Below are 22,438 nucleotides of genomic sequence, written 5' to 3' on the forward strand. Positions count from 1 at the left end.
GCCGTGAAGATCGGTATCGCCGGCGCCGGCCTGCTGGGCCGACTGCTGGCGTTCGAGGCGGCGCGCGCGGGGCACGAGGTTGACGTGTTCGACCCGGCGCCGGGTGTCGACGCGCATGTGGCTGCGGGCTGGACGGCGGCGGGCATGCTCAGCCCCGTGGCAGAACTGGAATGCGCGGGCAGCGAGGTGTTCGATCTCGGCCTGCGCTCGCTGGCACTGTGGCCGCGCATCGCTGCCGCGTTGGACACCCCGGTGGGACTGCGTCAGGACGGCAGCCTGCTGCTGGCGCATCGCGGCGACGAAGGCTCGGCGCACCGCGTGGTGGATCTGTTGAAGGCCAAGGCGCCGGACGGCTACGCGCCCGCGGCGTTGACACCTGCAGTCTTGCGGGAACTGGAGCCTGCAGTGCAAGGGCCGTCGCAAGCCTGGCTGCTGCCGTGCGAAGGCAGCATCCACACGGTGCAGGCGATGGCTGCTCTGACGGACAGCGCCGCCGCGCGCGGCGTTCGTTTTCATTGGGGCACGCCCGTCGCACAAGTGGACGCTGGCGAGTTGCTGCTGCCGAAAGGACCGCAGCGATTCGATTGGGTCTTCGACGTGCGCGGCACCGGCGCGCGGCCGCAAATGCCGGTGCGTGGCGTCCGCGGGGAAATCTTCTGGCTGCACGCACCGGGGCTGCAGTTGCGGCGGCCGTTGCGCCTGCTGCATCCACGGCATCGCGTCTACCTGGTGCCGCGCGAAGGCGACATCGTTATCGTCGGCGCCAGCGAAATCGAGAGCGAGGACCGATCGCCGGTGTCGTTGCGCAGCACGGTAGAACTGCTGGCGGCGGCGCACAGCATCGTGCCGGAGCTTGCGGAAGCGCGCATTGTTCACAGCGAATCCAACTTGCGCCCTGCCCTGCCGGACAACCTGCCGCGCGTCGAGACGCAGGCCGGCATGACGCGCATCAACGGGTTGTTCCGGCATGGCTGGTTGATTGCACCGGCGCTGGTCGAAGACGCATTGGAAGCACTGGATTCCCGCCTTCGCGGGAATGACGAGAAGGAGCGGTCATCCCCGCGCAGGCGGGGATTCAGTGCGTCCGTTCTCTTGGACGCCGCAACACCATGATCAACGTCACCCTCAACGGCGTGCCGCAAGAACTCTCGTCCGGCCAGACCCTGGCCGACCTCATCGCGCAGCTCGACGCGCCGCCACAAGCCCTGGCGACCGCCGTCAACGGAGAATTCGTCTCCCGCGACGCACGCGCCGATCGCCAACTCCACGACGGCGACGCCGTCTTCACCTTCCAACCCATCACCGGAGGCTGACCATGCCTTTCCACATCGGCGGAGTCGAACTCGAAAGCCGCTTCTTCCTCGGCACCGCCGGCTACCCGTCGCCACAGGTACTGCAAGAAGCCATCACCGCATCCGGCGCGCAGGTGGTCACCGTTGGACTCAAGCGCCAACTCGCGCAAGCCGGAACGCCGGGCGACTTCTACCGGTTGATCCAGCAAAGCGGCGCGCGGCTGCTGCCCAACACCGCGGGCTGCCGCACGGCGCGCGAAGCCGTCACTTTGGCGAAGATGGCGCGGGAGTTGTTCGCCACGAACTGGATCAAGCTCGAAGTGGTAGGCGACGAATACACCTTGCAGCCCGATCCGTTCGAGCTGGTGCAGGCGGCGGGCGAGTTGGCGCGCGATGGCTTCGAGGTGTTCCCGTACTGCACCGACGATCTGGTCACGTGCCAGCGCCTGCTCGACGCGGGTTGCCGCATCCTCATGCCCTGGGGCGCGCCGATCGGTTCGGGCCAGGGGCTGCTCAATCCGCATGCGCTGCGCACCTTGCGCTCGCGCCTGCCGGATGTTCCGCTGGTGGTCGATGCGGGCATCGGCTCGCCGCGCGATGCGGTGCAGGCGATGGAACTGGGTTTCGACGCAGTGTTGCTCAACTCGGCGGTCGCGCAAGCACATGACCCCGTTGCGATGGCGCGAGCGTTCAAGCTCGGCATCGAATCGGGCCGCATCGCCTGGGAGGCCGGCATCATGGCGCGGCAAGACATGGCGGTGGCAACGACGCCCGTGACCGGAAGGCCCTTCCTCCTATGAGCGCGGCAGCCCCTCCGATCGTCTGGACGGTCGCCGGCTCCGACTGCGGCGGCGGCGCGGGACTGCAGGCGGACCTGCGCGCCTTCGACGCTTTCGGCGTTCACGGCTGTAGCGTGGTGGCTGCGGTCACCGCGCAGAACTCGGTCGGCGTGGAACGCGTCGATGCGGTATCGGCAGACCTGCTCGACGCCCAACTGGCCGCACTCGCAGTCGACATGCCGCCCGCCGCCATCAAGACCGGCCTGCTGGGCAGCACGGAAAACCTGCGTGTGCTAGCGGCCTGGATCGATCGCTTGCGCGAGCGCAACCCGTCACTCGCCGTCGTGGTGGACCCGGTGTTGCGCTCCAGCACGGGCGCATCGTTCGCCAACGAGGAGTTGCTGCAAGCTTATCGTGAGGAATTGTTGCCGCGTGCAACCTTGGTAACTCCCAACCGCGCCGAAGCCGCGGCACTGCTAGGCGTCGAACCATTGCGCGATCGCGCCGACGTCGAGCAAGCCGCCAGGGCCTTACGCGAAGCAGGCTGCGGCGCCGTGACCATTACCGGCGGAGACGCGGGCAGCGACTGCAGCGAAGACTACGCCAGCACCGCGCACGCCAGCGGTTGGCTGACTTTGCCGCGCGTGGCGACTTCAAACAACCACGGCACGGGCTGCGTGTTTGCTGCCAGCGCGGCATCGGCGATCGCGCGCGGTTTTGTCCCCATGGAAGCCGTCATCCTCGCAAAGATGGCGACGACCGAGGCGTTGCGCCACGGCTACGCAGCAGGCGCCGGTGCAGGCCCGGTGCGTCCGCACAACGGATTCGCGCTGCGCCACGAAAACTTGCCGGCACTCAGCATCCCCGGACCGGAAAGCGTTCCGGCCTTCTCTCCGCTGGCAAGTCCAGAGCTTGGCCTTTACGCGGTCGTCGACAGCGCGGCCTGGGTGCGGCGCGTGCTCGCCGCTGGGGTGCGAACGGTGCAACTGCGCATCAAGGACCCGTCGCACCCCGCGCTGCGCGGCGAAGTGCGCGAGAGTGTCGCCGTGGCCCGCGAGGCCGGTGCGCAACTGTTCATCAACGACCATTGGCGAGTTGCCATCGAGGAAGGCGCTTACGGCGTCCACCTCGGGCAGGAGGACCTGGCCCAAGCCGATCTCGCAGCCATCTCGCGCGCCGGCCTGCGCCTGGGCATCAGCACGCACTGCTATTGGGAAGTCTGCCGCGCGTGGGCACTCAAGCCCAGCTACATCGCCTGCGGCCCGATCCATCCGACGCAGGCGAAGGCCATGCCGTGGATACCGCAAGGCAACGGCAATCTGGCGTATTGGTGCGCGCTGCTGCCGCTGCCGGTCGTGGCGATCGCGGGCATGGACGAGTCGCGCGCTGCCCAGGCCGCGCAATGCGGTGCGAGCGGCGTCGCGGTCATCAGCGCCATCACGGCGGCGCCTTCGTCCGAAGCAGCAATGGCACAACTGCAACGCGCCATTGGACGGCCCGCGGGCGCCGACCGGATCACGCCGCCTGCGTTGCCGCGGCCGACGCTCAGCCAAGCGTGACGGATGACAACGTCAATGAGCTCAGATCGACGGTGCCGACGAACTTCACAAGCAGGTCAACACCATCACTAAATGTGGAGGCAGTGCTGTTGTCCCCCACCAAGTAAGTGTTGCCTCCGTACTGGAACCAGCGCAGTGCACTCGCTATCTCACTCGTGCCGGCCGCGGCCGCGTCGAGGTATTTGTCAAAGGTGGCACCGGCAGCGAGAGCCAGTTTCGTGCTGTTCCACGTCGGCGTGTGACTCGTTGCCCACCCCACATTGATGGTGTCGCCAGCTGAGCGGTTGAAGTCCGTGATGGTCGCGTACTGGTTGCGGTTGTTGCCTTCGACAAGCTGGAACACGTCTGCACCGGCACCACCAGTCACGGTGCCGGCCCCCACCACCATGCCGTCGTCACCTGCGCCCGCCAGGATGGTGTACCCGGAGAAAAAAGAACTCAAGCTATCGTCGCCAGGCCCGCCCAGAAGGGTGCCCGTCCCGTGTGGCGCTTGCCCGGCGATGTACGACCCCGACGACAGACCGGTTGCGTCGAAATGCTCCACATGCGTTTCCCCCGAAAATGAGGTTAGGACGTTGCCGGTCGCGACGATCGAGCGGAGAGACTCGTTCTCTAAGAACAAGGCGTTGTAGTGCGCAAGCGCGTTGGTATCGATGCTGGTGACTGTCAGGTCTTCGATGCCCGCCAGCGCAAGCTTTCCCAACCAAACCGTGCCTGCCGACTCGAGCGTGATGGCGAGCGAGTCACTCGCGCCGGTTGCATCCGCAAGTTGCCACGTAACCAAGTGGGTCAGTCCGACGTCGTACGTAGGCAGCAAGACAAGTTCGGACGTCGATGCCGTCACCGTCAGACCCGTGCCGGCAACCACGTGAGAAATTGTGAGGTCCCCGGAAAGCGCGCCCATCGAGACCTGAGCAAAGCCCCCCGCGTCGATGGTTCCGCTGGCGCCCGACGCGATCTTGAGCGTGCGAGCAGCAGTAATCGTCGCCGCGTCGGCTGTGACATCGGTCAGCACACTCGTGGCATGCGAAAGCGAGCCGTCATGCTCGCCATAGAACTGCGCGGCCGCCGAGCGGTTGTTGTACAGCGCGGCGCTCGCCAAGCCCGCCGTGTCCGTGCCCCCGTAGCTGGCGATGACGCCGATCATTTCCGCAATCACCGAACCTGGCGTGGCGTCCGCCGCGTCGAGCTTTGCGGTCCAGAACGCCAGCCCCTCAGCGTCCGCCTGGCGACCGAGCACGTTGAAGTAAAACGAGGAGATGATCTCCTGGTTCGTCAGAAACACCGGGAAATACGCGCGAGCGGGCGATGTGTTGAACATCTGGTCGGCAATCTGCGCCATGCTCTGGCCGTCGGCACGCTGGTCGGCCCAGAAGTCCAAGCCCTCTGCTTCTGGCGCGCGGCCGAACAAGGCTACGTACAACTGCGAAACCTCGGTATGCATCTGAATCGTTGCCGACATGAACCGCCCTGACATGTAGTTGTGAAGAGAAACAAATTTTAACGATTTCGACGCACGAGCGGAATCGCGCCATCGCGGTGCCAAAACAAGCCATCGACCGACCGGTCGGTGATACAGCTTCGTACCGGCTTGCTGCGCTGCCACAATCCACGCTTTCGTTGTGAGCGAAGGTCCGCGTCCATGTTTCGTACCCTGCTGAAATCGAAGATCCATCGCGTCGCGGTCACGCATTGCGAACTGCACTACGAAGGCTCATGCGCCATCGACGAAGACTTGCTGGAAGCGGCCAACATCGCCGAGAACGAACAAGTCCACATCTGGAACATCAACAATGGCGAGCGCTTCATCACGTACGCCATCAAGGGGCAACGTGGCACGGGAATGATTTCGGTCAATGGGTCAGCGGCGCGCCGCGCTGCCGTGGGTGACTTGATCATCATTGCTTCGTTCGCGCAAGTGCATGAAGACCAGGTGGCCGGGCACAAGCCGCAGCTGGTGTTCGTGGACGAGGCGAACCGGCAGATGGAGTTGCGCCAGCACGTGCCGACGCAGCAGCTCTGAATTTTTCGCGATGACCGCATCGTTGGCCGAGCGCAGCCTGCGCAGCGTGTGGCACCCCTGCACGCAGATGAAGTTGCACGAGGCGCAGCCGCCCGTCGCCATCGCCCGCGCGCAGGGACCTTGGCTCTACGACGTGGAGGGCAAGCGCTATCTCGATGCCGTCAGCTCCTGGTGGGTCAACCTGTTCGGCCACGGCCATCCCCACATCAAGGCGGCGCTCGCAGACCAATTGGAAAAGCTCGACCACGTCATGCTGGCCGGCTTCACACACGCACCGGTGGTGGAGTTGTCCGAACGGCTGGCCGCACTCACCGGCCTGGGGCACGCGTTCTACGGCAGCGACGGCGCCTCGGCCACCGAGATCGCGCTGAAGATGAGCGCGCATTTCTGGCGCAACAGCGGCCGGCCCGGCAAGAGCCGCTTCATCGGCCTGGCCGGCGGCTACCACGGCGAGACTGTGGGCGCGCTGGCGGTGACCGACATCGCGATCTTCCGCGAAGCCTACGCGCCGCTGGTGCGGCTGGCCGCCACCGTGCCTAGCCCCGATGCCCGCGGCGCGCTGGACGGCGAAAGCGCGGCCGATGTGACTCGGCGCAGCGCCGCGGCGCTCGAAGCCTGGCTGGCCGAACACCACGAAGAAACCGCGGCCCTGATCGTCGAGCCGCTGGTGCAGTGCGCGGCCGGCATGGCCATGCACGACGCGGAGTACCTGCGCCTGGCACGCACGCTTTGCGACCGCTATGAGGTCCACCTGGTCGTGGACGAGATCGCCACCGGCTTCGGGCGCACCGGCACGATGTTCGCGCACCAGCAGGCCGGCATCCGGCCCGACTTCATCTGCCTGTCCAAAGGCCTCACCGGCGGCACCTTGCCGTTGTCCGCCGTGCTGACCACCGACGATGTCTACGAAGCCTTCTACGACGACGAGGTCGCGCGCGGTTTCCTGCATTCGCATTCCTACACCGGCAACCCGCTGGCCTGCCGCTCTGCGTTGGCGACGCTGGAGATATTCGAGCAGGAAGACGTGCTGGCGCGCAACGTCGGCCTGGCCCGCGCGATGGACGAAGCGCTGCGGCCGCTGTCGCGACATCCTCGCGTGCACCATGCGCGCCGGCTCGGCATGATCTGGGCCTGGGACGTGCAGACCGCCCTGCCCCAGTTCGCGCGCCGCTACCACCAACACGCGATGGCGCGCGGCCTGCTGCTGCGGCCCATCGGCAACACGGTTTATGCGATGCCGCCGTACGTGTTGGACGCCGAGGCGGTGCAGCACCTGGCACTGGGCGCAATGACGGCACTCGACGCCACGCTGGCGGAAGAAACTTCAGCTCGATGAACTCGTACTTCGTCACCGGCACCGACACCGGCGTCGGCAAGACCCTGGTGTCGGCCGCGCTGCTGCATGCACTGGCCAAGCACCATGAGCGTGTCGTTGGCATGAAGCCGGTGGCGGCAGGCGTGGTCGCGCATGGTGACGACTGGGCCAGCGAGGACGCGCTCGCACTGCGCGCCGCGTCCACCATTGCCGTGCCGCCTGAACTGGACAACCCGGTCCTGCTGCCCGACCCCTTGTCGCCGCACATCGCGGCCGCGCGTGCGGGCGCGCGCATCGACATCGCTGAACTGGCCCGGCGCTATCGCCTGCTCGCGCAACGAGCCGATGCAGTGGTGGTCGAAGGCGCGGGCGGCTTCCACGTGCCGCTTTCCGAAACCGAAACTGGCGCCGACCTGGCACAGGCGCTGGCCCTGCCGCTGGTGCTGGTGGTGGGCCTGCGGCTCGGCTGCCTGAATCATGCCGCGCTCACTGCCGAAGCCATCCGCTCACGCGGCCTCACACTGGCCGGCTGGGTGGCCAACCGGATCGACCCCGCCATGCTGGGCGCCGAAGAAAACATCGCATGGCTACAGCACCGACTGCGCGCGCCGCTGCTGGCCGACATCCCTCACAGCGAGTCGCCCGACGCCCGCGCGATCGCCATCCAACTGCCTCCTGCATGACCACAGCTAACTCATGGCTCGATGAATTCCCGGCGCGCATCGCCGAACTCGACCGCGCCCACCTGCGGCGCAAGCGCCGCGAGGTCACGCCCCACGAAGGCGCGCGCCTGAACGTCGACGGGCAGACCATGCTCGCGTTCTGCAGCAACGACTACCTGGGCCTGGCCGGCCACTCGCAAGTCATCGCAGCCGCATGCGCCGGCGCGCGCGCGTTCGGCGTGGGCTCGGGCGCCTCGCCGATGGTGAGCGGCCACAGCGTGGCCAACGCGGCGCTCGAGCGCGAACTCGCCGCCTTCGTCCAGTTGCCGCGCGCCCTGTACTTCTACGCCGGCTACGCCACCAACAGCAGCATCGTTCCGGCGCTGGTCGGGGAAGGCGACGCGCTGTTCTCCGACGCGCTCAACCATGCTTGCCTGATCGACGGCGCCCGGCTGTCGCGCGCGAAGATCCATCGCTACGCGCATGCCGACCTCGCCGCGCTGAGCGCGCAACTGGCCCAGAGCCCGGCGCGGCGCAAGCTCGTCATCACCGACGCGGTGTTCAGCATGGACGGCGACATCGCCGACATTCCCGCGCTGCTGGCCCTGTGCGAAAGGCACGACGCGCTGCTGCTGCTGGACGATGCGCACGGTTTCGGCGTGCTGGGACCGCAGGGCCGCGGCAGCCTGGCGCACTTCGGCCTCGCGGGGCCAAGCGCCTCGCGCCGCGTGCTCTACATGGCGACGCTCGGCAAAGCGGCCGGTGTGGCCGGCGCCTTCGTGGCCGGGGACGACGCGCTGGTCGAATGGCTGCTGCAAAAGACGCGCAGCTACACCTACGCCACCGCCGCGCCGCCGCTGCTGGCCAGCGCGCTGCGCGCGAGCCTCACGCTGATCGAGACGGAGCAATGGCGCCGCGACCACCTCACGCGAATGATCGCCCGCCTGCGCGACGGCCTGCGCCCGGTGCTGCGCGGCACGTCCTGGCAGCTGGGCGAATCCACCACGGCCGTGCAGCCGCTGCTGATCGGCCCCAACGACGAAGCCCTGGCCGTGATGGAAGGCCTGCGCGAACGCGGCCTGTGGGTGCCGGCGATCCGCCCGCCCACCGTGGCGGAGGGCACGGCCCGGCTGCGCATCGCGTTGTCGGCCGCGCATACGGAAGCCGACGTAGACCATTTGATCGAAGCGCTGGCGCAGATCGCATCCGCCCATGCCCGCCTTTCCCCCGAACCGGAAACCGCCGTCGCCTGACGGCTTTTTGGAGATATCGATGTCCGCCATTCTTGAACAACCCGTGACTCTGCACCGCGCGCCGCGCGGCGAAGTACCACCCGCCGGCGCACAGCGCTGGCGCGTCGACGAGGTGCACGCACTTTTCGACCTTCCCTTTCCCGAGCTGCTGCACCGCGCGCAAAGCGTGCACCGCGAGAACTTCGACCCCACGATGATCGAGTTCGCGACGCTGCTCTCGATCAAGACCGGCGGTTGCCCGGAAGACTGCAGCTACTGCCCGCAGGCGGCGCGCTACGACACCGGCGTCGAGGCGTCGAAGCTGATGGAGCCGGCCGAAGTGCTGCAGGCCGCGCAGCGCGCGAAGGACGCGGGCGCCACGCGTTTTTGCATGGGCGCGGCCTGGCGCTCGCCGAAGGACCGCGACGTCGAGAAGGTGGCCGAACTGGTCGCGACGGTGAAGTCGTTGGGCCTGGAGACCTGCGCCACGCTGGGCATGCTCGATGAGGGCCACGCGCAAACTTTGCGCACCGCCGGGCTTGACTATTACAACCACAACCTCGACAGCGCGCCGGACTTCTACGGCGACATCATCACCACACGCGACTATCAGGACCGGCTCGACACGCTGGAGCGCGTGCGCGGCGCCGGCGTGAAGGTCTGCTGCGGAGGAATCGTCGGCATGGGCGAATCGCGGCTGCAGCGGGCGGGACTGATCGCGCAACTGGCCAACCTCGATCCCTATCCTGAGTCGGTACCGATCAACAACCTGGTGCGCGTCGCCGGCACGCCGCTCGCCGAACAGGCGCCGCTGGACCCGTTCGAGTTCGTCCGCACCATCGCTGTGGCGCGCATCACCATGCCGCGCGCGCGCGTGCGGCTGTCGGCCGGTCGCCAGCAGATGGGCGACGCGGTGCAGGCCCTGTGCTTCCTGGCCGGCGCCAATTCCATCTTCTACGGCGATAAGCTGCTCACCACCGGCAACCCGGACACGCAGGCCGACCTGGACCTGCTTGCCCGCCTCGGCCTGAAGGCGGGTCAGCCCGAACCGGTGGCCGCCGCATGAACACGCCGGCCGCCGAGCGCAAGCCGCTCACGCTGCACCGCCTGCGCGAGATGCACGCCAAGGGCGAGAAGATCGCGATGCTCACCTGCTACGACGCGAGCTTCGCGCAGGTGCTCGACACGGCCGGCGTCGACTGCCTGCTGGTCGGCGATTCACTCGGCATGGTGCTGCAGGGCCAGCCCAGTACGGTGCCGGTGACCTTGGACGAGATGGCCTATCACACGCGCTGCGTGGCGCGCGGCAACCGCACGGCCTGGGTCATTGGCGACCTGCCCTTCGGTAGCTACCAGGAATCGCGTGAACAGACTGTGCGCAGCGCTACGGTGCTGATGCAGGCCGGCGCGCACATGGTCAAGCTCGAAGGCGGCGGCTGGACGGCTGACACCGTGCGCTTTCTGGTCGAGCGTGGCATCCCCGTCTGCGCACACCTGGGCCTCACGCCGCAGTCGGTGCATGCGCTTGGCGGCTATCGCGTACAGGGACGCACCGATGAGAGCGCGTTGGTGCTCAGGCAGCACGCACGCGCGTTGGCCGAGGCCGGCGCCGCGATGCTGGTACTTGAGCTGGTCCCGTCGGCGCTTGCCCGCGACATAGCGGCCAGCTTGCCGATTCCCGTCATCGGCATCGGCGCCGGCCGTGACTGCGGCGGCCAGGTGCTGGTGCTGCACGACATGCTGGGCATCACGGCCGGCAAGCTGCCGCGCTTCGTGCGCAACTTCATGGACGGCGCCACCAGTGTTCAGCACGCCGTGCAGCGCTATGCCGCCGCCGTGAAGGACCGGAGCTTTCCCGATGCCGAATTCCACTCTTACTGACCATCATGCAGATAGCCCGCACTCTCGATGACTTGCGCCAGGTCCTGGCCGCATACCGCAAGCCCGCTTTCGTCCCGACGATGGGCAACCTGCACGACGGCCACCTTGCGCTCGTTCGGCAGGCGAAGCCCCTGGGCGATGTGACGGTGGCCAGCATCTTCGTCAACCGCTTGCAGTTCCTGCCGCACGAAGACTTCGACACGTATCCGCGCACCTGGGAATCCGATTGCGCGAAGCTTCAGGCATCGGGCTGCGACGTGCTTTTCGCGCCCACGGAAAAAGAGCTGTACCCCGAGCCGCAGGTTTACAAGGTGCACCCGCCGGCGGACCTTGCCGACATCCTGGAAGGGCACTTCCGGCCCGGCTTCTTCGTCGGCGTGAGCACGGTGGTGATGAAGCTGTTCGCCTGCGTGCAGCCGCGCGTCGCGGTGTTCGGCAAGAAGGACTATCAGCAGCTGATGATCATCCGGCGCATGGTGCGGCAGTTCGCGCTGCCCATCGAAGTGGTCGCCGGCGAGACGCGACGCGCCGAAGACGGTTTGGCGCTGTCGTCACGCAACGGATACCTGTCAGAAAGCGAACGGCGGGAAGCAGTGCAGTTGTCGCTGGCCCTGAAGCGCATGGCCGCAGCTGTGCAGGAGGGGCGCCGGGACTTCGAGGCGATCGAAAGCGACGCGATGGCGGCGCTCGCGCAGCGCGGGTGGAAGCCGGACTACCTGACGGTGCGCCGCCGCGGCGACCTGCAGGGTGCGGCAGAAGGCGATCCGCTGGTGGTGCTCGGCGCCGCCAAGCTCGGCGCGACCCGGTTGATCGACAACCTGGAGTTCTAACGCGTCGTCAGGCTGTCATTGCGGATGGCAATCACGCAGCGCCGATATTCGGCACAAGTGCCCCCGCCGGCTGCCCCGCCTTCAGTGCCGCGGTGAACGCCAGCATGCGGTCGATCGGCACACGAGCGCGTTCGCCCAGCGCCGGGTCCACGTGCACTTCATTCGCGCCGGTCTCTAGTACATGCGCGAGGCCGGCAAGGCCGTTCATCGCCATCCACGGGCAATGCGCGCAGCTCTTGCAAGTGGCGCTGTTCCCCGCCGTGGGGGCTTCGATGAACACCTTGTCGGGGTTCAGGGTGCGCAGCTTGTGCATCATGCCGTTGTCGGTGGCGACGATGAACTCGATCGCGTTCATTTCGCGCGCAGCCTTCAGGATGCCGGAGGTCGAGCCCACGGCATCGGCCAGGGCCACCACGTCGGCCGGCGACTCCGGGTGCACCAACACCTTGGCCTGGGGATACTGCTTCTTCAGCGCTTCCAGCTCGAACGCCTTGAATTCGTCGTGCACGATGCACGCGCCGTTCCAGAACACCATGTCGGCGCCGGTCTCGCGCTGGATGTAGCCGCCCAGGTGCTTGTCGGGCGCCCACAGGATCTTGTGGCCCTTGTCCTTGAGCGCGCGCACGATGTCCAGCGCACAGCTGGAGGTGACGAGCCAGTCCGAACGCGCCTTCACCGCGGCGCTTGTGTTGGCATAGACAACCACCGTGCGATCCGGATGCTGGTCGCAGAAGGCCGAAAACTCATCGACGGGGCAGCCCAGGTCCAGCGAACAGGTCGCGTCCAGGTCGGGCATCAGCACACGCTTTTCGGGTGAGACGATCTTGGCGGTTTCGCCCATGAATTTCACACCGGACACCACCAGTGTTTGCGCCGCGTGGTCACGCCCGAAGCGCGCCATCTCCAGCGAGTCGCTCACGATGCCGCCGGTTTCCTCGGCCAGGTCTTGCAGGTCGGGGTGCACGTAGTAGTGCGACACCATCACTGCGTTGCGTTCCTTCAGCAATCGCTTGATCTTGTCCTTGAGGGCCGTGCGCTCGGCCTGCGAGGGCTCGACGGGAACCCGCGCCCACGCGTGCTTGGTGTCGCAGGCATTGCCCGAGGGTCCACCCGGAAGGGGGTGCTCGTATTCGACGTCGAAGATGGGAATGACAGCGCTCATGGGTCAGAGTTCCTTCAGGCGCATCGAGAAATCGGTGGCCTTCACGTCCTTGGTGAGGGTGCCGATGGAGATGCGGTCGACACCCGTTTCGGCGAGCGCCCGCAAGGTATCCATGGTGACGCCGCCGGAGATTTCAAGAATGGCGCGGGCATTGTTCAGGCGCACAGCTTCACGCAAGGTGGGCAGATCCATGTTGTCCAGCAGCACCATCGTGGCGCCATGGGCCAGCGCCTCTTCGAGCTGGGCCAACGTCTCCACTTCGATCTCGACGAACGAAGCGCGTGCCGCCACTTTGGCGGCCGCAGCCAAAACCGGCGCCACCCCGCCGGCCGCGGCGATGTGGTTTTCCTTGATCAGCACTGCGTCGTACAAGCCGATGCGGTGGTTGACGCCGCCGCCGGTGCGGACCGCGTATTTCTGCGCGAGCCGCAGCCCGGGCAAGGTCTTGCGCGTGTCGACGATCTGCGCGCGAGTGCCTTTGACGGCTTCCACATAGGTCGCCGTCTTGGTCGCGACCGCGCTGAGCAGTTGCAGGAAATTGAGGGCGGTGCGCTCGGCCGTCAACAGGCTGCGTGCCGGGCCTTCGACCTCCAGCACCACTTGGTCCGCCATGCAGCGCGCGCCTTCGCGCACCAGCCAATGAGGCTCCAGCGACGGGTCGACCTGGCGCAGCGCCGCTTCCACCCAAGGCGCGCCGCAAATCACCGCCGACTCACGGGCGAGCACACGTGCCCGCGCCCGGCGAGAGGGCTCGACCAGGCCCGCCGTCAGGTCACCCGAACCCACGTCTTCGGCCAGGGCGCGCGCTGCGTCCGCCTGTGCCAGTTCAGCCACCGCTGCGGGGGAGAAATCGAATGCTGCTGTCATCCGCAAAGCATAGCTTCAATTGGGGGGCCGCCCGCGCACGAGGTGGACAACCCGGCGCCCGGTGCGTGAATCGGAGAGCGTCAGCGCGGGCCCAGGTCGAGCTTGCGGATCAGACTCTCGTAGCGCTGCGAAAGGCGCCGCGTCGTCTCGGCGAAATGTTCCGGGGTGCCGCCGATCGAGTCCTGTCCGGCCTCTCGCAACGCGGCCTTGAAGCCCGGGTCCGACTGGGCCAGGTTGAGGTCGCGATTGAGCTCGCGGATCCGCCCCGGCGGCGTTCCCGCCGGCACGAACACTCCGGAAAAACCTTCCAGGAACATGTCCGGCCAAGTCTGGGACAGCAGCGGCAAACCAGCCACCGCAGCGGGCAGCCCATCGCGATGCGAGACTCCCAAGAGCCGGATCTTTCCGGACTCCGACAGTTTCACCCCCGCTTCCATGTGAACGAACATCACGTCACCATGCCCGCCCACCAGCGCCGTCAGCGCAGGGGCCACACCCGCATAAGGCACCGTCACGGACTTGCCGCCGACAGCGTGTTTGAGCTGCTCGCATGCGATCAGCGTTGTGCCGGGCACACTCAGGCAATTGATCCCCGGACCGTTGGTGGAGGCGAACACCTGAACGTCCGCGAGCGACCTCAACGGGCTGCCCACCGGAACGGCCAGACCGTAGCGCTCCGATGAAATCTGCATCACGGGCACGAGATCCTGGAGCGGCGACAAAGATGTTTTCTGCAGCGAGGAAATCATGACCAGGCTGGTCGCGCCCAGCAGCAGTGTCCGCCCGTCCGGCGGCGACTTGGCCACGAGCTCCGTGGCGATCATCGTATTGGCGCCCGGTCGGTTTTCGACGATGTAGACGTCGTGCGTCACAGCGGACATCCGCTGCGCGATGAGCCGTGCCGTGCGGTCCAGGTTGCCGCCGGGAGGGGCCGGCACCACCAGCCGCCGTGTTTCCTGGGCGGCGGCGAGCGTGCACACGCACGCCAGAAGCAGCGAGAACAAGAGCCGCATCATTGGACTCCCGTCGGCGCGGGATGCTGCAGAAGAAGTCTCTGCAGCAGTTGAGCGGTCAATTCATCTCGCTGAACCTTGCCGGCCGCGTTGCGAGGCAGGCTGTCCATTTGCACGATGTCCCTGGGCGTCATGTTTTCGCCCAGCGCAGCCCGGCACCGCTGCCGTGCGGCCTGCGCGTCGAAGTTGCCCGACGCCTCCACTGCCGCCCCCAGCACCGGCAACCCCAGCCGATCGTGCAACAGAACGACGGCGCATTCGATCACCGCCGGGTCCTTGGCGATGACTTTTTCGATGCGGGACGGAGGGAATTTGGCACCGCCCAGGTTGATGACGTCGTCCTCGCGGCCCGACAGGTGAACCAGGCCGTCAGCGCTGACGACACCGGTGTCGTTGGTGTAGTACCAGCCGTCGCGAAAGGCGGGCACATCGGCGGGGTCTTCGGAGCCCGGCACGTAGCCCGCTGCCAGGGTCGGGCCCCGCAAGCGCAGCCGGCCGGCTATTCCGTGGCCCAGTGGCTGGTCATTGGCGTCCACCGCTTGCACTTCCATCCAGGGCACGATTCGGCCGGCGCAAGACGGGTCTGCAAGTTGCAGCTGCGTATCGGCGAGCGCCACGATTCCCACTTCTGACGCTCCGTAGTTGATGTTCAGGTTGGGGCAGATGTGGCGTCGCAAGAGCTCCTGGAACGCGGGCGTGGCGCTCGCCCCACCGATGAACAGGGCTTTGAGCGATTCCGCGGGCGGCGACGACGCCCCGCCGGCACGGCGCGCGGTGCGGACCATGGTCATCGCGTTGCCGGTGCTGGTGACCAGGATGTTCACCTTGAATCGCCGTATGCCGTCCAACGCCGCACTGAAGTTGACCAGGGTGCCGCCGTACATCAGGGTCCGAAGCCAATACGAGGTGGAGAACGGCAGTGTCATCGGCATCAGCACCGACACCCGGTCGCCGGGAGCCACGACGAAATAGTCACGCATGAGCTCGCAGCGCGCGATGCTGCCTTGGTGGTCGAAACGAATGGCCTTGGCCTTGCCGGTCGTCCCCGACGAAAAGCCGATTCGCCAGATGTCGCGGGGCCCGGCTTGCACGATCTCCGACACAGTCTCGGTGCTTTCGGCGAACAAGGCGGCGGCGCCTTCGAAATGCGCTCGCACGCGAGGAACACGCTGCGCGATGCCGGGATCCCCGCCGATCACATAGTCGACACCGCAGCGTTCCGCGGCTTCCTCGTTGATGCCGGCGGCTGCGGTGCTTGCCAGGGGGACCGATGCCGCCGCCAGTTGGGCCACCGCGAGCGTCAAGGTGATGTGCCAGAACGGCGCGGCTTCGATGATCGCGACCACGTCGCCAGCCTTCACGCCGGCATGCCGCAGTGCGCCGGCGGCACGCCCCACTTCCCGCATGAGGTCGCTGTAGGTGACGGTGCGCCTGCCCATATAGGCTGGACTGTGCGGTCGGGCCTGCGCCTGGGCGTGGATGGCTGAAATCAAATTCATGTCGGGACATTATCGATGAAGGCCATGGTGCGCAAATGCCCGCGCCGTGCACCTGCACCCCGGCACCCGCAATTGCGGACAATCGAGCCATGAACACGGAATATGCAGTCTTCGAACCCACACGCGCGGAAGTCGATGGGCTTGCCGGCCCGACGATCCTGGAGTTCGGCACGCCGTGGTGCGGCTGGTGCCGCGCCGCGCAGCCCTTGATCGCCAAGGCCCTCTTGTCGCACTCGGGTGTGCACCACTTGAAGATCGAAGACGGCAGCGGCAAGCCGCTGGGGCGCTCGTTCGGCGTCAAGCTGTGGCCCACGCTCATCTTCCTGCAGGGTGGCAGGGAAGTGTCACGGCTGGTGCGGCCGCAGGACGCGGCCGTGATCGACACCGCGCTGCAGGCGCTGGAGACGAGCGCCGGCATCACCCGCTGAGCGATTCGCGCAGGCGGCGCCCTCAGTTTTCGTCCCGCGCCTCGCGCGCCATCAGCGCGGCGACGACGTCCATCGGACGGGCAGCGCCATCGAGCAAGCGCACCACGGCGCCTGTGATTGGCATGTCGACGTCCAGCGACTGGGCACGCTGGCCCACGGCGCGGGCGCAATAGACGCCCTCTGCCACGTGGCCGAGCGATTGCAGCGCATCTTCCAGGGTGCGCCCTTGCGCCAGCAGCAACCCCACCTGGCGGTTGCGGCTCAGATCGCCCGTCGCGGTGAGAACGAGGTCGCCCAGGCCCGACAGGCCCATGAAGGTGTCCGGCCGCGCGCCGAGTGCGACACCCAGACGCGTCATTTCCGCAAGCCCGCGCGTGATGAGGGCGGCGCGCGCATTCAGGCCCAGGTTCAAGCCGTCGCACAGCCCGGTCGCAATGGCCAGGACGTTCTTCACCGCCCCGCCGACCTCGACGCCCGGCAGGTCGTCGTTGGCGTAGACGCGGATGCTGTCGCCGTGAAACGCCGCGACGAGGGCGTCGCGCACGGCCGCATGCTCGCTCGCGGCGACCAGCGCCGTGGGTTGGCCGCGTGCAACCTCTTGCGCAAAGCTGGGTCCGCTCAGGATGCCGGCTTCAAGGCGCGGCGCGACTTCGGCCCGGATCTCGTGGCCCAGCAAACCGAGGCGCCCCGACAGCGGTGCCTCGACACCCTTGCACAGCCACGCCACGGGCACGGCGCAGTTCGCCAGGGCCAACAGCATCTGGCGCAGGCCCGCCATCGGCGTCGCGATGATGACCAGGTCGTGCGAGGCGGCCAGCGAAGCAACACCGTCCATGGGTGTGCTCTGGATCGAAATGGGGGGCGGCAAGGCCACCCCCGGCAGGTAGCGGCGGTTCTCGCGGTCCGCTTGCAGCGCGGCGGCTTGCCGCGCATCGCGCGCCCATAGCGTGACCGCATGCCGCGACGCGAGAGGGATGCACAGGGCCGTGCCCCACGCGCCCGCGCCCAGGACCAGGATCTTCATCGCTGGAGGTCCGCCGTGCCGTGATGCGCCCGCAGGCCGCATTCAGGCCGTAGTGATGATGCGCGACGGCTCGGCGGCCTGCTGCAGTTCGGCTTGCTGCTGCTCGTACATGGCCTGGAAGTTGATCTCGGCCAGATGCACGGGCGGGAAGCCGGCACGGGTGATGATGTCTGCAACGTTGCCGCGCAGGTAGGGGTAGACGATCTGCGGGCAGGCGATGCCCATGATGGCGTTCATCTGGTCGGGCGGCAGGTTGCGCAGCTCGAAAATGCCGGCCTGCTTGGCTTCGACCAAGAACACGGTCTTTTCCTTGACCTTGGTCGTCACCGTGGCCGTCACGCAGATTTCATACACGCCTTCGGCCGCTTGCGAGGCTTCCACGCCCAGCTGGATGTCGACGGCCGGCTGCTCCTGCTCCAGCAGGATGGCGGGCGAGTTGGGCTGCTCGAGAGACGCTTCCTTGAGGTAGACGCGCTGAATCTGGAACACGGGGTCTTGCTGGTCGGCCATGATGATCTTTCGGGTCAATACAAAGGCCCGTCGGTCGATGCCGAAGCGGGCCGGATTCGGGAGAGCGGGATTATCTCAGGCCGCGAGCGGCTTCGAACTCAGCCGCCGTTTAGCAGGGGATCGAGGCCGCCCCGCCGGTCCAGAGCCACCATGTCGTCGCAGCCGCCGATGTGCGTGTCGCCGACGAAGATCTGCGGCACCGTGCGCCGCCCGGTGATCTCCATCATCTTCATGCGCTCCTGCGGCTCCATATCGACACGGACTTCTTCGATGGCGGCGACGCCCTTGGCTTGGAGGATCTGCTTGGCCCGAATGCAATAGGGGCAATAGGCCGTGGTGTACATCTTGACGGTCTGCATGGTTCCGTGTTTTCAGCTGGTTCTCAGGCGTTGGCCGCCTTCTCAATGGGGAGGTTAGCCTCTTTCCAGGATTTCAGCCCGCCGGCGAGGACTTGGGCCTTGTCGTAGCCCAGTTTCTTGGCGATGCCCAGCGCACGATTGGCACGCGAGCCGTTGGCGCACACCAGGATCAGCGGGACGCCCTTGTTCTTGACCACTTCCGGCAACCGCTGTTCGAGCTGGCCAACGGGCACGTTCTTGGCGCCCCCCACATGGCCGGCCGCGAACTCTTCGGTTTCACTCACGTCCACGACGACCGCGCGTTCGCGGTTGATGAGTTGCACCGCCTGGGCGCTCGAGAGGCCGCTCGCGGAGGCACCCTGGATGACGGGCCACAGCAGCATGCCGCCGGAGGCCACCGCCACCGAAATCAGCATCCAGTTGTCGATAATGAATTTCACGTGTTTCCTTGTTTCGTGCGTGGGTCGGATCCGACGCCAACCCTCGATTCTAAAATGCCTGGTTTCCCACCCGCTTCGACAGGCCATCTCCCATGCATAAACTCGTCCTGATCCGCCACGGCGAATCGACCTGGAATCTCGAAAACCGCTTCACCGGCTGGACCGATGTGGACCTCACGCCCACGGGCGTCCTGCAGGCCAAGACCTCGGGGCGCCTCCTCAAGGCGGAGGGTTACGACTTCGACCTCTGCTACACCAGCGTCCTGAAGCGGGCCACACGCACCCTCTGGCACGTCCTGGACGAGATGGACCGCACCTGGCTGCCGGTAGCCCATTCCTGGCGCCTGAACGAGCGGCACTACGGTGCCCTGCAGGGCCTCAACAAGGCCGAAACCGCCAAGAAATTCGGCGACGAGCAGGTGCTGGTCTGGCGCCGCAGCTACGACGTGCCGCCGCCGCCACTGGAGCCGGGCGATCCGCGCAGCGAGCGCACCGACGTCCGCTACGCCAAGTTGAACCCGGCGCAGGTGCCGCTGACCGAGTGCCTGAAGGACACGGTGGACCGCGTGCTGCCGTTCTGGAACGAGTCCATGGCGCCCGCCATCCAATCCGGCAAGCGGGTGGTGGTGGCGGCGCACGGCAACTCGATCCGGGCGATGGTGAAGTACCTGGACGACATTTCCGACAGCGACATCGTCGGCCTGAACATCCCCAACGGCGTGCCTCTGGTGTACGAGTTGGACGCCTATCTCAAGCCCATCCGTCACTACTACCTGGGCGACGCCGAGGTGGTGGCAAAGGCTGCGGCCGCGGTCGCGAGCCAGGGCAAGGCCTAGATTTGGCGGTGCGTTTGGCGGTGTGGCCGAGGTAAAGACAGGGTAAATCGCGGGACTTTTCCACAATTAGGTAACCGCCCCCCGGAACCCTGGCTTAACTGTTGCGTCTTATCCCCTGCGCAGGTGTATATTTTCAGCACTGTAGAGGATGGATGTTTTTGACATGAGCCACAAACTCAAGATTGCCGGCTGGATTTCTGTAGGCGCCCTTGCCGGTGCGCTGACGACGGTCTCGTTGCAGACGGTGGCCCGTGGCTCCCTGGCGCCGCTACCGCTGGAAGAGCTGCAGCAGCTGGCGGCCGTGTTCGGCATGGTCAAAAGCGACTATGTCGAACCCGTCGACGAGAAAAAGCTGATCACCGACGCCATTTCCGGCATGGTGGCCAGCCTGGACCCTCACTCGCAGTACTTCGACAAGAAGTCATTCAAGGAATTCCGCGAAGGCACGTCCGGCCGCTTCGTCGGCGTGGGCATCGAGATTTCCCAGGAAGACGGCCTGGTCAAGGTGGTGTCGCCGATCGAAGGATCGCCCGCCTACCGCGCCGGCCTCAAGCCCAACGACCTGATCACGAAGATCGACGACACCGTGGTCAAGGGCCTGTCGCTGAACGACGCCGTCAAGCGCATGCGCGGCGAGCCCAACACCAAGGTGATGCTGACCATCTTCCGCAAGGACGAGAACCGCACGTTCCCGGTCACCATCACCCGTGAAGAAATCCGCACCCAATCGGTGCGTGGCAAGGTGATCGAGCCCGGCTACGGCTGGATCCGCCTGTCGCAGTTCCAGGAGCGCACGGTCGATGACTTCGCCAAGAAGATCGAGGAGATCTACAAGGCCGAGCCCAACCTGAAGGGCATGGTGCTGGACCTGCGCAATGACCCGGGCGGCCTGCTGGACGCCGCCGTGGCCATTTCCGCCGCCTTCCTGCCTGAAAACGTGACGGTGGTGTCGACCAACGGCCAGCTGGCCGAGAGCAAGTTCATCTACAAGGCCGCTCCGGAGTTCTACCAGCGCCGCGCCGGTGCCGACCCGCTGCGCCGGCTGCCCGCTGGCCTGAAGACGGTGCCGCTGGTGGTGCTGGTCAACGAAGGCTCGGCCTCGGCCAGCGAAATCGTGGCTGGCGCCCTGCAAGACCACAAGCGCGCCAAGGTCCTGGGCAGCCAGACGTTCGGCAAGGGCTCCGTCCAGACCGTCCGTCCGCTGGGCCCGGACACCGGCCTCAAGCTCACCACCGCCCGCTACTACACGCCCAGCGGCAAATCGATCCAGGCCCGCGGCATCGTGCCCGACGTCATGATCGACGAATCCGAAGAAGGCAACGTCTTCTCGCTGCTGCGCACCCGTGAAGCCGACCTGGACAAACACCTTGGCAGCGGCCAGGGCGCCGAGACGAAAGACCCGGCCCGCGAAAAGGCGCGCGAGGAAGCCCGCAAGAAGGCCGAGGAAGAGGCCAGGAAGCCTGCCGCCGACCGCAAGGTGCCCGAGTTCGGCAGCGACAAGGACTTCCAGCTGGTGCAGGCACTGAACCAGCTCAAGGGCCGCCCGGTGCTGATCAGCAAGACCCAGGTCGTCGAGAACAAGAGCGAAAAGAAGGACAACTAGCCCACCCCGAAGCGCCTGCGGCGATGCCCCCTCGGGGCTTTGCCCTCTCCCCCGCAAGGGGCGCCACCAGCGGCCCGGCAAAGCCGGTTCCGCGGCGGCCCTGGAAAAGAAGCCGGCGACCAGCCGGCTTTTCTTTTTGTTCCACAATCGCCGCATGACGGACGACCAGCTGCTGCGCTATTCACGCCACATCCTGCTCGAGGAGATCGGGGTCGAAGGCCAGGAGCGGCTGATGGCCGCGCATGCGCTGGTCATCGGCGCCGGCGGGCTGGGGTCGCCGGTGGCGCTGTACCTGGGCACGGCGGGCGTCGGTCGCATCACGCTGGTCGATCATGACGCAGTGGACGTGACCAACCTGCAGCGGCAGATCGCGCACAACCTGGCACGCGTGGGCCAACCCAAGGCGCTGTCGGCGCAGCGCGCCGTGGGCGACATCAATCCCGAAGTGCTGGTGGTGCCTGTGGTCGAGCGCGCCGATGCGCAACTGCTCGACGAGCTGGTGCCCAAGGCCGACGTGGTAATCGATTGCTGCGATAACTTCAAGACGCGGCACGCGGTGAACGCTGCCTGCGTGAGGCACGGCAAGCCGTTGGTGTCGGGCGCGGCGATCCGCTTCGACGGCCAGATCTCGGTGTACGACACTCGCGACGAGAAGTCGCCCTGTTATGCCTGCGTGTTCGCGCCGTCCGACGAATTCGAGGAAACGCGTTGCGCAACCATGGGCGTGTTCGCGCCGCTCGTGGGCATCATCGGCGCCATGCAGGCGGCAGAGGCACTCAAGTTGCTGAGTGGCGCGGGCACTTCGCTCGCCGGGCGGCTGCAGATGCTCGATGCACGCGTGATGGAGTGGAACGAAGTTCGGGTGCCGCGCAATGCGGCTTGCCCCGTCTGCTCCACGCGGCTGCCATCCCGGACTTGATCCGAGCGAGCCCTCGGAAAATCCATATCGACATCGCGGGGCGGGATCGGGGCGACGGGGCACTCTGCGCTGCGAATGTCCCCCGTCGCGGCAAGCCGCTCCCTCCTCCTTTATTTCGCTGCGCAGAGCGCCCCACCACCCCGATCCGGGAGACGTTGTCGGTATTCGACCGTCGCGCGCCAACTCGGTCCCCCATGGATGCCGG

The 22,438-nt window shown here is 66.7% G+C and carries 24 protein-coding genes; 15 read left to right on the plus strand and 9 right to left on the minus strand.

The genetic code is table 11. The annotated features are described in order from the left end of the window. The first annotated feature begins 3 nt into the window (after positions 1-3). The 4 genes from EEB15_RS20305 to thiD are packed head-to-tail and all read left to right on the plus strand — an operon-like array spanning position 4 to position 3,630. Entirely contained in the window at positions 4-1,113 is a 1,110-nt protein-coding gene (locus EEB15_RS20305) for an FAD-dependent oxidoreductase (RefSeq protein ID WP_141511700.1), read from the plus strand. Next, a complete protein-coding gene (thiS, locus tag EEB15_RS20310; RefSeq protein WP_141511701.1) occupies positions 1,110-1,313 on the plus strand; it encodes a sulfur carrier protein ThiS in 204 nt (67 codons plus the stop codon). The genes EEB15_RS20305 and thiS overlap by 4 nt, the downstream gene beginning before the upstream one ends. A gap of 2 nt (positions 1,314-1,315) precedes the next feature. Continuing rightward, a complete protein-coding gene (locus EEB15_RS20315; protein ID WP_141511702.1) occupies positions 1,316-2,092 on the plus strand; it encodes a thiazole synthase in 777 nt (258 codons plus the stop codon). After that, positions 2,089-3,630, plus strand: coding sequence for a bifunctional hydroxymethylpyrimidine kinase/phosphomethylpyrimidine kinase (thiD, locus tag EEB15_RS34280; protein WP_141511703.1), 1,542 nt, complete (start codon positions 2,089-2,091; stop codon positions 3,628-3,630). Before EEB15_RS20315 ends, thiD begins: the two co-directional genes overlap by 4 nt. Here thiD and EEB15_RS20325 read toward each other — a convergent pair. Beyond that, a complete protein-coding gene (locus EEB15_RS20325; RefSeq protein ID WP_158290173.1) occupies positions 3,617-5,092 on the minus strand; it encodes a DUF4214 domain-containing protein in 1,476 nt (491 codons plus the stop codon). The two genes, thiD and EEB15_RS20325, sit on opposite strands and share 14 nt — an antisense overlap. Positions 5,093-5,272: 180 nt before the next feature. On the opposite strand from EEB15_RS20325, the gene panD reads away from it, so the two are divergent. The 7 genes from panD to panC are packed head-to-tail and all read left to right on the plus strand — an operon-like array spanning position 5,273 to position 11,573. After that, the gene (gene panD, locus EEB15_RS20330) at positions 5,273-5,653 is read left to right on the plus strand and encodes an aspartate 1-decarboxylase (RefSeq protein WP_141511705.1); all 381 of its coding nucleotides are present in this window, start codon (positions 5,273-5,275) and stop codon (positions 5,651-5,653) included. Between the two features lie 10 nt (positions 5,654-5,663). Continuing rightward, positions 5,664-6,989 carry an adenosylmethionine--8-amino-7-oxononanoate transaminase gene (locus EEB15_RS20335; protein WP_141511706.1) on the plus strand — a complete coding sequence of 442 codons (1,326 nt, stop codon included), beginning with the start codon at positions 5,664-5,666 and terminating at the stop codon, positions 6,987-6,989. After that, positions 6,986-7,651 (plus strand): dethiobiotin synthase, encoded by a 666-nt coding sequence (gene bioD / locus EEB15_RS20340; protein WP_141511707.1) that lies wholly within the window; start codon positions 6,986-6,988, stop codon positions 7,649-7,651. The genes EEB15_RS20335 and bioD overlap by 4 nt, the downstream gene beginning before the upstream one ends. Continuing rightward, positions 7,648-8,883 (plus strand): 8-amino-7-oxononanoate synthase, encoded by a 1,236-nt coding sequence (gene bioF / locus EEB15_RS20345; protein ID WP_141511708.1) that lies wholly within the window; start codon positions 7,648-7,650, stop codon positions 8,881-8,883. Before bioD ends, bioF begins: the two co-directional genes overlap by 4 nt. Positions 8,884-8,911: 28 nt before the next feature. Next, the gene (gene bioB / locus EEB15_RS20350) at positions 8,912-9,928 is read left to right on the plus strand and encodes a biotin synthase BioB (RefSeq protein WP_370283764.1); all 1,017 of its coding nucleotides are present in this window, start codon (positions 8,912-8,914) and stop codon (positions 9,926-9,928) included. After that, on the plus strand, positions 9,925-10,743 hold the full coding sequence (panB, locus tag EEB15_RS20355; protein ID WP_141511710.1) for a 3-methyl-2-oxobutanoate hydroxymethyltransferase: 819 nt from the start codon (positions 9,925-9,927) through the stop codon (positions 10,741-10,743). Before bioB ends, panB begins: the two co-directional genes overlap by 4 nt. A gap of 5 nt (positions 10,744-10,748) precedes the next feature. Further along, complete coding sequence (panC, locus tag EEB15_RS20360; protein WP_141511711.1) at positions 10,749-11,573, plus strand: pantoate--beta-alanine ligase; 825 nt, start codon at positions 10,749-10,751, stop codon at positions 11,571-11,573. Positions 11,574-11,604: 31 nt separating this feature from the next. Here the strand turns inward: panC and nadA are convergent, their stop codons facing one another. The 4 genes from nadA to EEB15_RS20380 form a co-directional block, all read right to left on the minus strand. After that, the gene (gene nadA, locus EEB15_RS20365; RefSeq protein ID WP_141511712.1) at positions 11,605-12,735 is read right to left on the minus strand and encodes a quinolinate synthase NadA; all 1,131 of its coding nucleotides are present in this window, start codon (positions 12,733-12,735) and stop codon (positions 11,605-11,607) included. Positions 12,736-12,738: 3 nt separating this feature from the next. After that, a complete protein-coding gene (gene nadC / locus EEB15_RS20370; RefSeq protein WP_141511713.1) occupies positions 12,739-13,602 on the minus strand; it encodes a carboxylating nicotinate-nucleotide diphosphorylase in 864 nt (287 codons plus the stop codon). Positions 13,603-13,682: 80 nt separating this feature from the next. Further along, a complete protein-coding gene (locus EEB15_RS20375) occupies positions 13,683-14,582 on the minus strand; it encodes a tripartite tricarboxylate transporter substrate binding protein (RefSeq protein ID WP_158290174.1) in 900 nt (299 codons plus the stop codon). Positions 14,583-14,614: 32 nt separating this feature from the next. Next, a complete protein-coding gene (locus EEB15_RS20380) occupies positions 14,615-16,114 on the minus strand; it encodes a class I adenylate-forming enzyme family protein (protein WP_141511715.1) in 1,500 nt (499 codons plus the stop codon). Between the two features lie 89 nt (positions 16,115-16,203). Between EEB15_RS20380 and EEB15_RS20385 the strand changes: the two genes are divergently transcribed. Next, entirely contained in the window at positions 16,204-16,542 is a 339-nt protein-coding gene (locus EEB15_RS20385) for a thioredoxin family protein (protein WP_141511716.1), read from the plus strand. A gap of 22 nt (positions 16,543-16,564) precedes the next feature. Here EEB15_RS20385 and EEB15_RS20390 read toward each other — a convergent pair whose 3' ends face one another. The 4 genes from EEB15_RS20390 to EEB15_RS20405 all read right to left on the minus strand — a co-directional run bounded on the left by EEB15_RS20390 (position 16,565) and on the right by EEB15_RS20405 (position 18,875). Then, a complete protein-coding gene (locus EEB15_RS20390; protein WP_141511717.1) occupies positions 16,565-17,566 on the minus strand; it encodes an NAD(P)H-dependent glycerol-3-phosphate dehydrogenase in 1,002 nt (333 codons plus the stop codon). Between the two features lie 42 nt (positions 17,567-17,608). Then, complete coding sequence (secB, locus tag EEB15_RS20395; RefSeq protein ID WP_141511718.1) at positions 17,609-18,076, minus strand: protein-export chaperone SecB; 468 nt, start codon at positions 18,074-18,076, stop codon at positions 17,609-17,611. A 98-nt stretch (positions 18,077-18,174) separates the two neighbouring features. After that, entirely contained in the window at positions 18,175-18,435 is a 261-nt protein-coding gene (gene grxC, locus EEB15_RS20400; protein ID WP_141511719.1) for a glutaredoxin 3, read from the minus strand. A 23-nt stretch (positions 18,436-18,458) separates the two neighbouring features. After that, positions 18,459-18,875 carry a rhodanese-like domain-containing protein gene (locus EEB15_RS20405; RefSeq protein ID WP_141511720.1) on the minus strand — a complete coding sequence of 139 codons (417 nt, stop codon included), beginning with the start codon at positions 18,873-18,875 and terminating at the stop codon, positions 18,459-18,461. Between the two features lie 92 nt (positions 18,876-18,967). Here EEB15_RS20405 and gpmA point away from each other — a divergent pair, with 92 nt between their 5' ends. From gpmA to EEB15_RS20420, 3 genes are all read left to right on the plus strand, one after another. Continuing rightward, on the plus strand, positions 18,968-19,711 hold the full coding sequence (gene gpmA, locus EEB15_RS20410) for a 2,3-diphosphoglycerate-dependent phosphoglycerate mutase (protein WP_141511721.1): 744 nt from the start codon (positions 18,968-18,970) through the stop codon (positions 19,709-19,711). A 163-nt stretch (positions 19,712-19,874) separates the two neighbouring features. Next, entirely contained in the window at positions 19,875-21,314 is a 1,440-nt protein-coding gene (locus tag EEB15_RS20415) for a S41 family peptidase (RefSeq protein ID WP_141511722.1), read from the plus strand. A 154-nt stretch (positions 21,315-21,468) separates the two neighbouring features. Then, entirely contained in the window at positions 21,469-22,233 is a 765-nt protein-coding gene (locus EEB15_RS20420) for a molybdopterin-synthase adenylyltransferase MoeB (RefSeq protein WP_141511723.1), read from the plus strand. The last annotated feature ends 205 nt before the right edge of the window (positions 22,234-22,438 follow it).

The sequence above is a fragment of the Ramlibacter sp. WS9 genome (assembly GCF_003797765.1).
Classification (GTDB): domain Bacteria; phylum Pseudomonadota; class Gammaproteobacteria; order Burkholderiales; family Burkholderiaceae_C; genus Ramlibacter.